This is a genomic window from Variovorax sp. ZS18.2.2 (genome assembly GCF_024701975.1).
Classification (GTDB): Bacteria; Pseudomonadota; Gammaproteobacteria; order Burkholderiales; family Burkholderiaceae_C; genus Variovorax.
In genome coordinates, this window is record NZ_JANLNM010000005.1 from 190951 (window position 1) to 205086 (window position 14136).

General features: G+C 63.3%; 13 protein-coding genes and 4 tRNA genes. All 17 read right to left on the minus strand.

Annotated features, from left to right (window positions below; genetic code table 11):
• Positions 1 to 19: 19 nt before the first annotated feature.
• Entirely contained in the window at positions 20 to 4144 is a 4125-nt protein-coding gene (rpoB, locus tag NU688_RS20240) for a DNA-directed RNA polymerase subunit beta (protein ID WP_257862596.1), read from the minus strand.
• Positions 4145 to 4400: 256 nt separating this feature from the next.
• Complete coding sequence (rplL, locus tag NU688_RS20245; RefSeq protein ID WP_198789614.1) at positions 4401 to 4772, minus strand: 50S ribosomal protein L7/L12; 372 nt, start codon at positions 4770 to 4772, stop codon at positions 4401 to 4403.
• 46 nt (positions 4773 to 4818) lie between these two features.
• A complete protein-coding gene (gene rplJ / locus NU688_RS20250; protein WP_257862597.1) occupies positions 4819 to 5361 on the minus strand; it encodes a 50S ribosomal protein L10 in 543 nt (180 codons plus the stop codon).
• A 247-nt stretch (positions 5362 to 5608) separates the two neighbouring features.
• Entirely contained in the window at positions 5609 to 6307 is a 699-nt protein-coding gene (rplA, locus tag NU688_RS20255; protein ID WP_257862598.1) for a 50S ribosomal protein L1, read from the minus strand.
• Positions 6308 to 6739, minus strand: coding sequence for a 50S ribosomal protein L11 (gene rplK / locus NU688_RS20260; protein ID WP_013539105.1), 432 nt, complete (start codon positions 6737 to 6739; stop codon positions 6308 to 6310).
• A gap of 135 nt (positions 6740 to 6874) precedes the next feature.
• Positions 6875 to 7477: a transcription termination/antitermination protein NusG gene (nusG, locus tag NU688_RS20265; RefSeq protein ID WP_257862599.1), complete on the minus strand. Its 603-nt coding sequence runs from the start codon at positions 7475 to 7477 to the stop codon at positions 6875 to 6877.
• Between the two features lie 3 nt (positions 7478 to 7480).
• The gene (secE, locus tag NU688_RS20270) at positions 7481 to 7864 is read right to left on the minus strand and encodes a preprotein translocase subunit SecE (protein ID WP_007831049.1); all 384 of its coding nucleotides are present in this window, start codon (positions 7862 to 7864) and stop codon (positions 7481 to 7483) included.
• A 105-nt stretch (positions 7865 to 7969) separates the two neighbouring features.
• A tRNA-Trp gene (locus tag NU688_RS20275) sits at positions 7970 to 8045 on the minus strand.
• A gap of 21 nt (positions 8046 to 8066) precedes the next feature.
• The gene (tuf, locus tag NU688_RS20280) at positions 8067 to 9260 is read right to left on the minus strand and encodes an elongation factor Tu (RefSeq protein ID WP_257862600.1); all 1194 of its coding nucleotides are present in this window, start codon (positions 9258 to 9260) and stop codon (positions 8067 to 8069) included.
• Between the two features lie 73 nt (positions 9261 to 9333).
• A tRNA-Thr gene (locus NU688_RS20285) sits at positions 9334 to 9408 on the minus strand.
• A 41-nt stretch (positions 9409 to 9449) separates the two neighbouring features.
• A tRNA-Gly gene (locus tag NU688_RS20290) sits at positions 9450 to 9523 on the minus strand.
• A gap of 65 nt (positions 9524 to 9588) precedes the next feature.
• A tRNA-Tyr gene (locus NU688_RS20295) sits at positions 9589 to 9674 on the minus strand.
• Between the two features lie 107 nt (positions 9675 to 9781).
• On the minus strand, positions 9782 to 10489 hold the full coding sequence (locus NU688_RS20300) for a uracil-DNA glycosylase (RefSeq protein WP_257862601.1): 708 nt from the start codon (positions 10487 to 10489) through the stop codon (positions 9782 to 9784).
• Positions 10486 to 11286, minus strand: a complete 801-nt coding sequence (gene trpC, locus NU688_RS20305) for an indole-3-glycerol phosphate synthase TrpC (protein ID WP_257862602.1) — start codon at positions 11284 to 11286, stop codon at positions 10486 to 10488. Before trpC ends, NU688_RS20300 begins: the two co-directional genes overlap by 4 nt.
• A 33-nt stretch (positions 11287 to 11319) precedes the next feature.
• Positions 11320 to 12342, minus strand: coding sequence for an anthranilate phosphoribosyltransferase (trpD, locus tag NU688_RS20310; RefSeq protein WP_257862603.1), 1023 nt, complete (start codon positions 12340 to 12342; stop codon positions 11320 to 11322).
• 21 nt (positions 12343 to 12363) lie between these two features.
• Entirely contained in the window at positions 12364 to 13023 is a 660-nt protein-coding gene (locus NU688_RS20315; protein WP_257862604.1) for a LysE family translocator, read from the minus strand.
• A 16-nt stretch (positions 13024 to 13039) separates the two neighbouring features.
• Positions 13040 to 14098, minus strand: coding sequence for a low-specificity L-threonine aldolase (ltaE, locus tag NU688_RS20320; protein ID WP_257862605.1), 1059 nt, complete (start codon positions 14096 to 14098; stop codon positions 13040 to 13042).
• Positions 14099 to 14136: the final 38 nt, after the last annotated feature.

Consider the following 14136-nt stretch of genomic DNA (forward strand, 5'->3'; position numbering starts at 1 on the left):
GACTCTTTCCCTTTTCAAATTAAGAACGCTCGAGCTCGATGTCGAGCCCCAGCGAACGAATTTCCTTGACCAGCACGTTGAACGATTCCGGCATGCCGGCTTCGATCGAGTGCTCGCCCTTGACGATGCTCTCGTACACCTTGGTACGGCCTTGCACGTCGTCGGACTTCACGGTCAGCATTTCCTGCAGGACGTAGGCGGCGCCATAAGCTTCCAGCGCCCACACTTCCATTTCCCCGAAACGCTGGCCGCCGAACTGCGCCTTGCCGCCCAGCGGTTGCTGCGTGACGAGCGAGTACGGGCCGGTCGAACGGGCGTGCATCTTGTCGTCGACCAGGTGATGCAGCTTCAAGAAGTGCATGTAGCCGACGGTGACGGGACGCTCGAACTGGTCGCCGGTGCGGCCGTCGTACAGGTACGCCTGCGTGCGCGTATCGGTCAGGCCCTTGAGCTTGGCGATGTCGTCCGGGTAGGCGAGCTTCAGCATGCCGCGGATTTCTTCTTCCGAGGCGCCGTCGAACACCGGCGTGGCGAAGGTCGCACCGCTTTGCAGGTTGGCCGCCATGGCGAGCACGTCGGTGTCGCTCAGCTGGGCGAGGTCTTCCGGACGGCCCGAGCCGTTGTACAGCTGCTCCATGAACTTGCGCACTTCGGCCACCTTGGCCTCTTGCTGCAGCAGGTCGCCGATGCGCTGGCCGATGCCCTTGCCGGCCCAGCCCAGATGCACTTCGAGCACCTGGCCCACGTTCATCCGCGAAGGCACGCCCAGCGGGTTCAGGCAGATGTCGCACGGCGTGCCGTCGGCCATGTGGGGCATGTCTTCGACCGGAACGATCTTGGACACCACACCCTTGTTGCCGTGGCGGCCGGCCATCTTGTCGCCGGGTTGCAGGCGGCGCTTGACGGCCAGGTAGACCTTGACCATCTTGAGCACGCCCGCGGGCAGCTCGTCGCCCTGCGTGAGCTTCTTGCGCTTTTCTTCGAACGCGAGGTCGAAGCTGTGGCGCGTCTGCTCCAGCGAGTTCTTGATCGACTCGAGCTGCGTGGCCACTTCGTCGTCCGCCGGGCGGATGTCGAACCAGTGGAACTTCTCGACCGACGCCAGGTAGGCCTTGTCGAGCTTGGTGCCCTTGGCCAGCTTGTTCGGGCCGCCGTTGGCGACCTTGCCGGTCAGCAGCTTCTCGATACGGTCGAACGCGTCGGCTTCGACGATGCGCAGCTGGTCGTTCAGGTCGAGGCGGAAGCGCTTGAGTTCATCATCGATGATCTGTTGCGCGCGCTTGTCGCGCGTGATGCCTTCGCGGGTGAAAACCTGCACGTCGATCACGGTGCCTTGCGAGCCCTGATCCACACGCAGCGAGGTGTCCTTCACGTCGGAAGCCTTCTCGCCGAAGATGGCGCGAAGCAGCTTCTCTTCAGGCGTCAGCGTGGTCTCGCCCTTCGGTGTGACCTTGCCCACCAGCGTGTCGCCCGGCTGCACTTCGGCGCCGACATAAATGATGCCGGATTCATCGAGGCGGTTGAGTTGCTGCTCGGCCAGGTTCGGGATGTCGCGCGTGATTTCTTCTGCACCCAGCTTCGTGTCGCGAGCCATCACCACCAGTTCCTCGATGTGGATCGAGGTGTAGCGGTCTTCGGCGACGACGCGTTCGGAGATCAGGATCGAGTCTTCGAAGTTGTAGCCGTTCCAGGGCATGAACGCGATCAACATGTTCTGGCCGAGGGCCAGTTCGCCGAGGTCGGTCGATGCGCCGTCGGCGATCACGTCGCCCTTGGCGATCTTGTCGCCGCGCTTGACGATCGGACGCTGGTGGATGTTGGTGTTCTGGTTCGAACGCTGATACTTGATCAGGTTGTAGATGTCCACACCGACTTCACCGGCTGCCGCTTCGGCATCGTTCACGCGCACCACGACACGGGTCGCATCGACGTAGTCGACGATACCGCCGCGCGAGGCCGTGACCACGGTGCCCGAGTCGACCGCGGAGACGCGCTCGATACCGGTACCGACCATCGGCTTTTCGGGGCGCAGCACGGGCACGGCCTGACGCTGCATGTTGGCGCCCATCAGCGCGCGGTTCGCGTCGTCGTGCTCCAGGAACGGCACGAGCGAGGCAGCCACCGACACGATCTGCGCAGGCGACACGTCCATGTACTGGATGCGTTCGGCACCGACCAGGATCGATTCGCCGGCTTCACGCGCCGAGACCAGGTCGCCGGTCAGCTTGCCGTCCTTGTCCAGGACCGCATTGGCCTGGGCGATAACGTACTTGCCTTCTTCGATGGCCGACAGGTAGTCGATGTCCATCGTGACCTTGCTGTCGATCACCCGGCGGTACGGCGTCTCGATGAAGCCGTATTCGTTCAGGCGGGCGTACAGGGCCAGCGAGTTGATCAGGCCGATGTTCGGGCCTTCGGGCGTTTCGATCGGGCACACGCGGCCGTAATGGGTCACGTGCACGTCGCGCACTTCGAAGCCTGCACGTTCACGCGTCAGACCACCCGGGCCAAGGGCCGACACGCGGCGCTTGTGGGTGATTTCGGACAACGGGTTCGTCTGGTCCATGAACTGCGACAGCTGCGACGCACCGAAGAATTCCTTCAGCGCGGCCGAGATCGGCTTGCTGTTGATCAGGTCGTGCGGCATCAGCGGCTCTTGCTCGGCCTGACCCAGACGTTCCTTCACGGCCTTCTCGATACGTGCCAGGCCGGTGCGGTACTGGTTTTCGGCCAGTTCGCCGACGCAGCGCACGCGGCGATTGCCCAGGTGGTCGATGTCGTCGACTTCGCCGTTGCCGTTGCGCAGGTCAACGAGGATCTTGACCACAGCCAGGATGTCTTCGTTGGTCAGCACCATCGGGCCGGTGGATTCGTCGCGGCCAACCTTGGCGTTGAACTTCATGCGGCCCACGCGCGACAGGTCGTACGTGTCCGGGTTGTAGAACAGGCGCTGGAACAGGGCCTGCACCGCGTCTTCCGTCGGCGGCTCGCCGGGGCGCATCATGCGGTAGATGGCCACGCGGGCTGCGAATTCGTCGACGGTTTCGTCGATGCGCAGGGTCTGCGAGATGTACGCGCCCTGATCCAGTTCGTTCGTGTAGATGACCTGGATGTCCTGCACGCCGGCCGTGCGCAGCTTCTTGAGCAGCGCTTCGGTCAGTTCGTCGTTGGCCTTGGCCAGAATTTCGCCGGAGTCGGCGTCCACGATGTTGCGGGCGATCACGCGGCCGACCAGGAAGTCTTCCGGCACGCTGATGTGCGTGGTGTTCGACTGCTCCAGTTCACGCGTGTGGCGCGCGGTGACGCGCTTGTCCTTGGCGACCACGACCTTGCCCGACTTGTCGGTGATGTCGAAGCGCGCGACTTCGCCGCGCAGGCGCTCGGAGACGAACTCCATCTGCGCGCCGCTGTCCATCAGGCGGAAGTTGTCATTCACGAAGAAGTTCGCGAGGATCGATTCCGGGTTCAGGCCGATGGCCTTCAGCAGGATCGTGACCGGCATCTTGCGGCGACGGTCCACGCGGAAGTACAGCATGTCCTTCGGGTCGAACTCGAAGTCGAGCCACGAACCGCGGTAAGGAATCACGCGGGCCGAGAACAGCAGCTTGCCCGAGCTGTGCGTCTTGCCCTTGTCGTGTTCGAAGAACACGCCGGGCGAACGGTGCAGCTGGGACACGATCACGCGTTCGGTGCCATTGATGATGAACGAACCCTTCTCGGTCATGAGCGGCACTTCGCCCATGTAGACCTCTTGTTCCTTCACTTCCTTGACCACCTTGGACTGCGACGTCGACGACTCGCGGTCATAGATGATGAGCTGGACCTTGGCACGCACGGCCGAGGCGAAGGTCAGACCACGGGTCTGGCATTCACGCACGTCGAAAGCCGGTTTCGCGAGGTTGTACTCGAGGAACTTCATCTCGACGAAACCGTTGTGCGAGACGATCGGGAACGCGGCGTCGAACGCGGCCTGCAGGCCTTCGACGGTGCGTTGTTTGGGGGCGATGCCGGCTTGCAGGAACGCGGTGTACGCGTCTTTCTGCATCTGCAGCAGGTAGGGGATTTCGACGACGCTGTCGCGGTTACCGAAACTTTTTCGGATGCGCTTGCGTTCGGTGTAACTGTACGCGGACGATTGGGCCATGAGAGCTCCGGAGCTTGAGATCTTCAGCGACTTGTCAGCAATGCCGGGCGAACGGCACCACTGCTTGGCGGCTGGCCACTACCAGCCGTTGGCGGACAGCGATGCGTTGCACATCGCCCGAACCAAGGGGTCTTCTGCAGTCGGGGTCAGAAGACACTCAAAAATCGCCACCGTATGGCCATTTTTGGGTGCGCTCTGAAAGCGGCAAAGGCTGGAGGGCCTTTTCAGGCGCCTCCAGCCCTCTAGGGGGACTGAATTACTTCAGTTCCACCTTGGCGCCGGCTTCTTCCAGCTTCTTCTTGGCGGCTTCAGCGTCAGCCTTGGACAGGGCTTCCTTGACAGCCTTGGGAGCGGCTTCCACCAGGTCCTTGGCTTCCTTGAGGCCCAGGCCGGTGATTTCGCGCACGGCCTTGATGACCGACACCTTGTTCGCGCCGACGTCTGCCAGCACGACATTGAATTCGGTTTGTTCTTCGGCCACTGCGGCGGCGGGGCCTGCAGCTGCGGGACCTGCCATGGCGGCAGCGCTCACGCCAAACTTCTCTTCGATGGCTTTCACCAGTTCGTTGAGTTCCAGGACCGTCATGCTGTCGAGCGCGGTCAGAAATGCGTCTTTATCGAATGCCATTTTTGTTTCCTAACAATTGGGTTGAATATTTCAAACGCAAGCCGGCTTATGCGGGCTGCGCCTCGGCTTCTGCCGGTGCGTCGGATGCGGGTGCTGCTGCGCCTTCCCCACGCTTCGCGGCCAGCGCCGCGAGAACGCGTGCCGTACGGGAAATCGGGGATTGCATCAAGCCCAGCAACTGCGCCAACAGCACTTCCTTCGAAGGGATGCTTGCGAGCTGCTTCACGCCGTTCACATCCAGGGCCTTGCCGCCGAACGCACCACCGCGAATCACCAACTTGTCGTTGGTCTTCGCGAAGTCGGCCACCACCTTGGCGGCGGCCACTGCGTCTTCGGAAAAGCCGTAGATCAGCGGACCGGTCATCTGGTCGCCAATGACTTCGAATGCGCTACCAGCGACAGCACGGCGTGCCAGCGTGTTCTTCAACACGCTGAGAGTCACACCCTTGCTGCGAGCTTCGCTGCGCAGTTTGGTCATATCGGCAACCGTGATGCCACGGTATTCCGCCAGCACGAGCGTTTGAGCTTTTGCGGCGAGGCTGGTCACATCGGTGATGACCGCTTCTTTCTCACTGCGATTCAGACTCAAGGTCTACTCCTTTTAATGCGACCTTCGGCCGGGGCCTCGGATCGCGCTTCATGCAGCGACCAACTGTTTCGGAACAAAAACAAATTCCTTGCAGTGGGGTCGCCATCTGCGCTGATTGCCGGACAAAAGGTCCGGTGATTAAGTGCAGACAACCCTGCACACCAGCGGTCTTGGATGGCTCACGGCAACCGAAGCTGCCGCGACCCACCACATTCGCCCAGCTCTTTTCAGAGCCGGGCCAATCTCTTTAGCTCGCCGAGATGGTTTGCGTGTCCACGCGGACACCCAGACCCATGGTCGACGACACAGCCACCTTGCGCAGGAACACGCCCTTGCTGGTGGCCGGCTTGGCCTTGACCAGCGCGTCAATCAGCGCAACGAGGTTGCCTTGCAGCTTGTCGGTGTCGAACGAACGACGGCCGATCGTGCCGTGGATGATGCCGGCCTTGTCGACGCGGAACTGGACCTGGCCAGCCTTCGCGTTCTTGACAGCGGTAGCAACGTCCGGGGTCACGGTGCCAACCTTGGGGTTGGGCATCAGACCGCGCGGGCCGAGGATCTGGCCGAGCGTACCGACGACGCGCATGGCATCGGGGGCAGCGATCACGACGTCGAAAGGCATGTCGCCAGCCTTGACCATCGCGGCGAGATCGTCCATGCCGACGATGTCGGCGCCGGCGGCCTTGGCTTCTTCAGCCTTGGCGCCCTGGGCGAACACGGCCACGCGCTTGGTCTTGCCGGTGCCGTTGGGCAGCACGACGGCGCCACGCACGACCTGGTCCGACTTCTTCGCGTCGATGCCCAACTGCACGGCCACGTCGATCGATTCGTCGAACTTGGCGGTCGCGGCTTCCTTGACGATGCCGATCGCGTCAGCCAGCGGGTACAGCTTGTTGCTGTCGACCTTGCCTTCGAGCGCTTTTTGCTTCTTGGTGATCTTGGACATTTACACGCCCTCCACATTCACGCCCATCGAGCGGGCAGTACCGGCGATGGTGCGAACCGCGGCGTCCATGTCGGCGGCCGTCAGGTCCTTCATCTTGGTCTTGGCGATTTCTTCGAGCTGAGCGCGCGTGATCTTGCCAACCTTGTCGAGGTGCGGACGTGCCGAACCCTTGTCGAGCTTGATCGCCTTCTTGATCAGCACGCCGGCGGGCGGCGACTTGATGATGAAGGTGAAGCTCTTGTCGGCGAACGCGGTGATGACCACCGGCAGCGCCAGACCCGGCTCGTAGCTCTGCGTCTGCGCATTGAACGCCTTGCAGAACTCCATGATGTTCAGACCACGCTGGCCCAGTGCGGGACCGATGGGTGGTGACGGGTTGGCCTTACCAGCTGGCACTTGCAGCTTGACAAAGCCGACGATTTTTTTCGCCATGTTTTGCTCCTTGCGGGTGATATCGCCTTGGCTTTCGCCGCAGCTCCCCGGGGTTAAACGACTCTTCTGCTCAAGGCCGCGCGCCGAGTCGGATAGCGCGCAGCCGGAAATGGTTCAGGCCTTGCGGCCCGGGGCTCAGGTCTTCTCGACCTGGCTGAATTCGAGTTCGACGGGCGTCGAGCGGCCGAAAATCATGACCGACACGCTGACCTTGCTCTTCTCGTAGTTGACGTCTTCCACCGTGCCATTGAAGTCGGTGAACGGGCCTTCCTTGACACGCACGAATTCGCCCACGGTGAACTCGACCTTGTGACGCGGCTTCTCGGTGCCCTGCTGCATCTGGCTGACGATGTCCTCGACCTCTTTCTGCGAGATCGGGGCCGGACGGTTCTTGGCGCCGCCCACGAAACCGGTCACCTTGTTGGTGTGCTTCACCAGGTGCCAGCTCTCGTCGTCCATGATCATCTCGACCAGCACGTAGCCCGGGAAGAAGCGGCGCTCGGTGGTGCGCTTCTGGCCGTTCTTGATCTCGACCACTTCTTCGGTCGGAACCAGGATGCGGCCGAACTTGCTCTGCATGCCGGCGCGGTTGATGCGCTCGAGGATATTGCGCTCGACGGCCTTCTCCATGCCCGAATAGGCATGCACCACGTACCAACGCAGATCGGGGTTGGCGGCGGGGGGCAGAATCGAAGGGTTCTCTTCTTCGGGCGTGGTTTCAACTACGTCGTCGGTCATTGCTTACTTTCTCCAGCCCAGAATGAGGTCGAAAAACACCCATTCGAGCGTCTTGTCGGTGAGCCAGAGGAAGACGGACATGATCGCCACGAAGGCGAACACATAAGCCGTCATCTGCATCGCTTCCTTGCGGGTCGGCCAGACGACCTTCTTGACCTCGCGCCACGAGTCGCGGCCAAAGGCCCACAACTGACGACCATTCTCCGAACTGCCGAAGGCACCCACGGCCGCGGCCAGGCCGACCAGCAGCGCAGCCCATTGCACCAGCGAGCCTTGGCGCGACAGCAGGTAGAACGCCACGATGGCGCCCACTGCCAGCACCACGGCCGCGGCCAATTTGGCCTTGTCGGCGCCCGTGCTCACGGTTTCGATTTGAGAAGTGGCCATGTTCGGCTGATTTCCTGTGGTCTTTCGACCTTCAATTCAATGCGCCTCTTGAGACGCCGAAGCCCATCGGGTCACGATGGGCTTTTTTCGGAGGTGCCACCTAGGTGGCAGGGGCAGTAGGAATCGAACCTACAACCTTCGGTTTTGGAGACCGACGCTCTGCCAATTGAGCTATACCCCTCCGGTACTCTTTTCGCTCGACTTAGATGTCGAGGATCTTTGCCACGACACCCGAACCCACGGTGCGGCCGCCTTCACGGATGGCGAAGCGCAGGCCTTCTTCCATCGCGATCGGGTTGATCAGCTTGACGGTGATGCTGACGTTGTCGCCAGGCATGACCATTTCCTTGTCCTTGGGCAGCTCGATCGCGCCGGTCACGTCCGTCGTGCGGAAGTAGAACTGCGGACGGTAGTTGTTGAAGAACGGCGTGTGACGGCCACCTTCGTCCTTGGACAGCACATACACCTCGGCGGTGAAGTGCGTGTGTGGCTTGATCGAGCCGGGCTTGCACAGCACTTGGCCGCGCTCGACTTCTTCGCGCTTGGTACCGCGCAGCAGCACGCCGACGTTGTCGCCAGCCTGGCCTTGGTCGAGCAGCTTGCGGAACATTTCCACGCCGGTGCAGGTGGTCTTGACGGTCGGGCGGATGCCGACGATCTCGATTTCCTCGCCAACCTTGATCACGCCACGCTCGACAGCGCCGGTCACCACGGTGCCGCGACCCGAGATCGAGAACACGTCTTCAACGGGCATCAGGAACGTGCCGTCCACGGCGCGCTCAGGCGTCGGGATGTACGTGTCCAGCGCGTCAGCCAGCTTCATGATGGCTTCTTCGCCCAACTTGCCCTTGTCGCCTTCCAGGGCGAGCTTGGCCGAGCCGTGAATGATCGGGGTGTCGTCGCCAGGGAATTCGTACTTGTCCAGGAGCTCGCGCACTTCCATTTCGACCAGCTCGAGCAGCTCGGCGTCGTCGACCATGTCGCACTTGTTCAGGAAAACGATGATGTAACCCACACCCACCTGGCGAGCCAGCAGGATGTGTTCACGGGTCTGGGGCATCGGGCCGTCAGCAGCCGAGCAAACCAGAATGGCGCCGTCCATCTGGGCAGCGCCAGTGATCATGTTCTTCACATAGTCGGCGTGGCCGGGGCAGTCCACGTGTGCGTAGTGGCGGTTGGCCGTTTCGTACTCGACGTGCGCGGTGTTGATCGTGATGCCGCGGGCCTTTTCTTCGGGCGCCGCGTCGATCTGGTCGTAAGCCTTGGCTTCGCCGCCGAACTTGGACGACAGAACGGTTGCGATCGCAGCCGTCAGCGTCGTCTTGCCGTGGTCAACGTGACCGATCGTGCCCACGTTCACGTGCGGCTTGGTGCGGGTGAATTTACCTTTTGCCATTTTTCGACTCCGAAAAAAACGATTTCAACGTATGCAGATGGGTTGCAAACCTGCCGTTGCAACCCCCAGAAACTGGTGCCCTTTGCGGGAATCGGACCCGCGACCTCCCCCTTACCAAGGGGGTGCTCTACCACTGAGCCAAAAGGGCTTTTTGTCTAACCAATCGCTTCCGGCGTCGAACCGGGTCTCTGGAGCGGGAGACGGGAATCGAACCCGCGTCATCAGCTTGGAAGGCTGGGGTTCTACCATTGAACTACTCCCGCATCGGGAGCACTTCAAGGCACCCAAAGCGCTAGATCCAATCGCTCTTAGAAACCAAATTCATCGCTGGTGGAGAGGGCTGGATTCGAACCAGCGTACTCGTAAGAGGGCAGATTTACAGTCTGCTGCCATTAACCACTCGGCCACCTCTCCGGCGAACCTCGAAATATAGCACGGTTTTGTGACTACACAGAACCCCCAGCACCAAGAAGAAGCGGAAGAACTGCACGAGGCGGGAACCGCCGGGATTATCCGCGAATTCAGCCGCCTCCCTGGTGCGCCTCCCGCCAGGCGCGCGCTTCACTGAAATGTCCGCATCCGATGAACGGCACGGGCGGGCGCAGAGCCGAAAGCGGCGACGGATGATTCGACATCAGCACCTTGTGGCGCTTAACGTCGATCAACGCGCGCTTGCTCTGCGCGTGCGAGCCCCAGAGCATAAAAACAACAGGTTTCGCGCCGTCCGATACATGTCGAATGACCGCATCGGTCAACACCTCCCAACCCCGGCCCGAATGACTCGCTGGCTGGGCTTCCTCGACAGTGAGACAGGTGTTGAGCAGCAGCACGCCATGGGTCGCCCACTTCACCAGGCTGCCACCCGGATTCGGGAACTGCGGCGGCGGCGTGCCCAGGTCGCGCTGAAGCTCCTTGAAGATGTTGCGCAGCGACGGCGGCAGCGCCACGCCGGGCGCCACCGAGAACGCGAGCCCTTCGGCCTGGCTACGCCCGTGGTACGGGTCCTGGCCCAGAATCACGACGCGCACGTCCTCGGCCGGCGTCAGCTCCAGCGCACGCAACGGCTGGGGCGGAAAGATCACGGCACCTGCATCGAGACGCTCCCCCAGGAAAGCCTGCAGCTTCGCCCCCACGACACCAGCGAAGAATTCATCGACCAACGGCTGCCAACCCGACGCCACCGCCCAGTCGGCAGGATCGCTGCTCGACAGCTGATCCTGCGCGCTCATTGGAACAACGCAGCGAGGGCCTCGCCGGGTTCCTTGGCGCGCATGAACGCTTCACCAACCAGGAAGGCGTTGACGCCCGCCGCGCGCAGCGTGGCGACGTCTTCGCGCGTGGCGATGCCCGATTCGGTCACCGGCAGACGATCGGCCGGCAGCTTCGGCAACAGGTCGATCGTGGCCTGGATCGACACCTCGAAGTTGCGCAGATTGCGGTTGTTGACCCCGATCAGCGGCGTCTTGAGCTTCAGCGCGCGATCGAGTTCGGCCGCATCGTGCACTTCCACCAGCACCGCCATGCCGAGCCCGCGCGCGATGGCTTCGTAGTCCTTCATCTGCGCATCGTCTAGGCAGGCCGCGATCAGCAGGATCGCATCCGCGCCCATCGCGCGCGACTCGTACACCTGGTACGCATCGACGATGAAGTCCTTGCGCAACACCGGCAGGTCGCACGAGGCGCGGGCCTGCTTGAGATAGTCCACGCTGCCCTGGAAGAACTGCTTGTCCGTCAGCACCGAAAGACACGCCGCGCTGATCACGCCGTCACCTTCGGCGTAGCTCTGGGCGATGTCCGCCGGAATGAAGTCTTCGCGCAGCACGCCCTTGCTCGGGCTCGCCTTCTTGACTTCGGCGATCACCGCGGCTTGGCCAGCGGCGATCTTGGCGCGCAGGGCGGCTTCGAAATCGCGCGTGAGCACGCGGCTCTCGGCATCGAATCGGATGGTTTCGAGCGGCGTGCGCTTCAGCGCCGCCGCCACTTCCTGGCGCTTGACGGCAACGATCTTGTCGAGGATGTCGGACATGGCTTGTGATGCTTTCGGTTTTCTCTGCAGGGCTCAGACGGTCGCGGAGGCCTTGATCAGCTCGGCGAGCTTGGCCTTCGCCGCGCCCGAGGCGATAGCTTCGCGCGAGCGTACGACGCCGGCGGCCACCGAGTCGACGACGTTGGCCGCATACAGCGCCGCGCCGGCATTCAGCAGCACGATGTCGAGCGCCGGGCCGGCCTGATTGTCGAGCACCCCCAGCAGCATCGCCTTCGACTGTTCGGGCGTTTCCACACGCAGCGCGCGGTTGCTCGACATCGCGAAGCCGAAGTCCTCGGGGTGCAATTCGTACTCGCGGATCTCGCCGTTCTTGAGCTCGCCCACCAGCGTGGCGGCCCCCAGCGAAATTTCGTCCATGCCGTCGCGCCCATAGACCACCAATGCGTGCTCGGTGCCCAGGCGTTGCAGCGCGCGCACCTGGATGCCCACGAGGTCGGCGTGGAACACGCCCATCAGGATGTTCGGCGCACCCGCGGGGTTGGTCAGCGGCCCGAGGATGTTGAAGATCGTCTTGATACCGAGTTCCTTGCGCACCGGGGCGACGTTCTTCATCGCCGGATGGTGGTTGGGCGCGAACATGAAGCCGATGCCGCACTGCTCGATGGAGCGCGCGATCTGCTCGGGCTTCAGGTTGATGTTGATGCCCAGCGATTCCAGCACGTCGGCACTGCCCGACTTGCTCGACACGCTGCGCCCGCCGTGCTTGCTGACCTTCGCGCCGCCCGCGGCCGCGACGAACATCGAACAGGTCGATATGTTGAAGGTGTGCGAGCCGTCACCGCCGGTGCCCACGATGTCCACGAGGTTCGTGGTGTCGGCAACGGGCACCTTGGTCGACACTTCGCGCATCACCTGCGCGGCGGCGGTGATCTCGCCGATGGTTTCCTTTTTCACGCGCAGGCCGGTGATCAGCGCGGCCATCATCACGGGCGAGCATTCGCCGCTCATGATGAGCCGCACGATGTGCAGCATCTCGTCGTGGAAGACCTCGCGGTGCTCGATGGTGCGCTGCAGCGCTTCCTGGGGGGTGATCATGGTGAGTCTCCTCGGTAGATGTCAGTGGCCGACGCGAACGGCCGGTGCGTCGGTGAACGCGAGCTTGAGGCCGAAGCCGATGAAGAGGACGCCTGCCGCGCGGTCGAGCCAGTGCATGCCCTTCTGCACGGCGCCGCGGCGCGCCATCCAGCCGGCCGCCACGGCCCATCCCACGTTGAGGGGGATGGCGTTGAGATTGAACAGCACGCCCAGCAGCACGAAGTACAGCGCCTTGTCGTCGGCACCGGGCGCGATGAACTGCGGCACGAAGGCCAGGAAGAACAACGCCACCTTGGGGTTGAGCACGTTCGTCCAGAAACCGCCGAGGAAGATCGCCTTGAGGCTGCGTTGTTCGCCCGCTGCGGCCGCCTTGCCGAGATCGGCGGGCGGCGCCGGGCGCGACAGCACCATGCGCACGCCGAGGTACAGCAGGTAGGCCGCGCCGATGTACTTGAGCACCGTGAAAGCCGCCGCCGATGTCGCCATCAGCGTGCCGACGCCAACCGCCGCGGCAAAGATGTGGACGAAGCAGCCGGCGGTGATGCCGAGCCCCGCGACGATGCCTGCGCGCACCCCGGAGCGCAGCGAGTTCGTCACGACGTAGAGCACGTCGGGCCCCGGCGTGAGGTTCAGCAGCCAGCCGGCGGCGATGAAGGCGAGCAGATGGGGAAGATCAGGCATCGCGTCCTCGCGGGTCTCAGGACTTGAAGAACGCGCGGATCGCGGCAACCGCCCGGTCCACGCCGGCTGCGTCAACATCCAGATGCGTCACGAAGCGCAGGCGGTAGAGGCCTGTCGCGAGGATGCCTTGGCTGTTGAGGCTCGCGAGCAGTTCCGACGAACGCGCCTGCGCCGCGCCCGTGAGGTCGACGAACACGATGTTCGTGTGTGGCGCCTCGACCGCGAGGCCCTCGATGCCTTCGAGCCCCTGCGCCAGGCGCTGCGCCAGCGCATGGTCGTCGGCGAGGCGATCGACGTGGTGATCGAGCGCATGCGACGCAGCCGCAGCCAGCAGACCCGCCTGGCGCATGCCGCCGCCCGCCATCTTGCGGATGCGGTGCGCCCGCGCGATGAACTCGCGCGAACCGACCAGCGCCGAGCCGACAGGCGCACCCACGCCCTTGCTGAAGCAGACCGACACGCTGTCAAAGCACTGCGCGATGCGGCGAGCCTCGGCGCGGATGTCGCTGCGCTTGTTCAGCGCAGCCTGCGCGGTCGCGGCGTTGAAGAGGCGCGCGCCATCCAGATGCCGCTGCAGGCCCTTGCTCTTGGCAAGATCCGTTGCAGCCTGCACGTATTCGAACGGCAGCAGCTTGCCGCCCAGCGTGTTCTCCAGCGCCAGCAGCTTCGTGCGCGCGAAGTGCGCATCGTCGGGCTTGATCGCCGCCTCGATCTGCGCGAGCGGCAGCGTGCCGTCGGGCGCGTGGTCCAGCGGCTGCGGCTGCACGCTGCCGAACACCGCGGCGCCGCCGCCTTCCCAGCGGTAGCAGTGCGCCTGCTGGCCGACGATGTATTCGTCGCCGCGGCCGCAGTGCGAGAGGATCGCGCACAGGTTGCTCTGCGTGCCGGTCGGCACGAACAGCGCCGCCTCGAAGCCCAACAGCGCGGCGATCTTTTCCTGCAGCGCGTTGACGCTCGGGTCGGTGCCGAAGACGTCGTCGCCGAGCGGCGCCGCCATCATGGCCTCGCGCATCGCAGGCGTGGGTTGGGTGACGGTGTCGCTGCGCAGATCAACGATGGAATGAGAGGTCGACATGTCTTTGGATCCTTAGTGGGAATACCGCGGAACCGGCT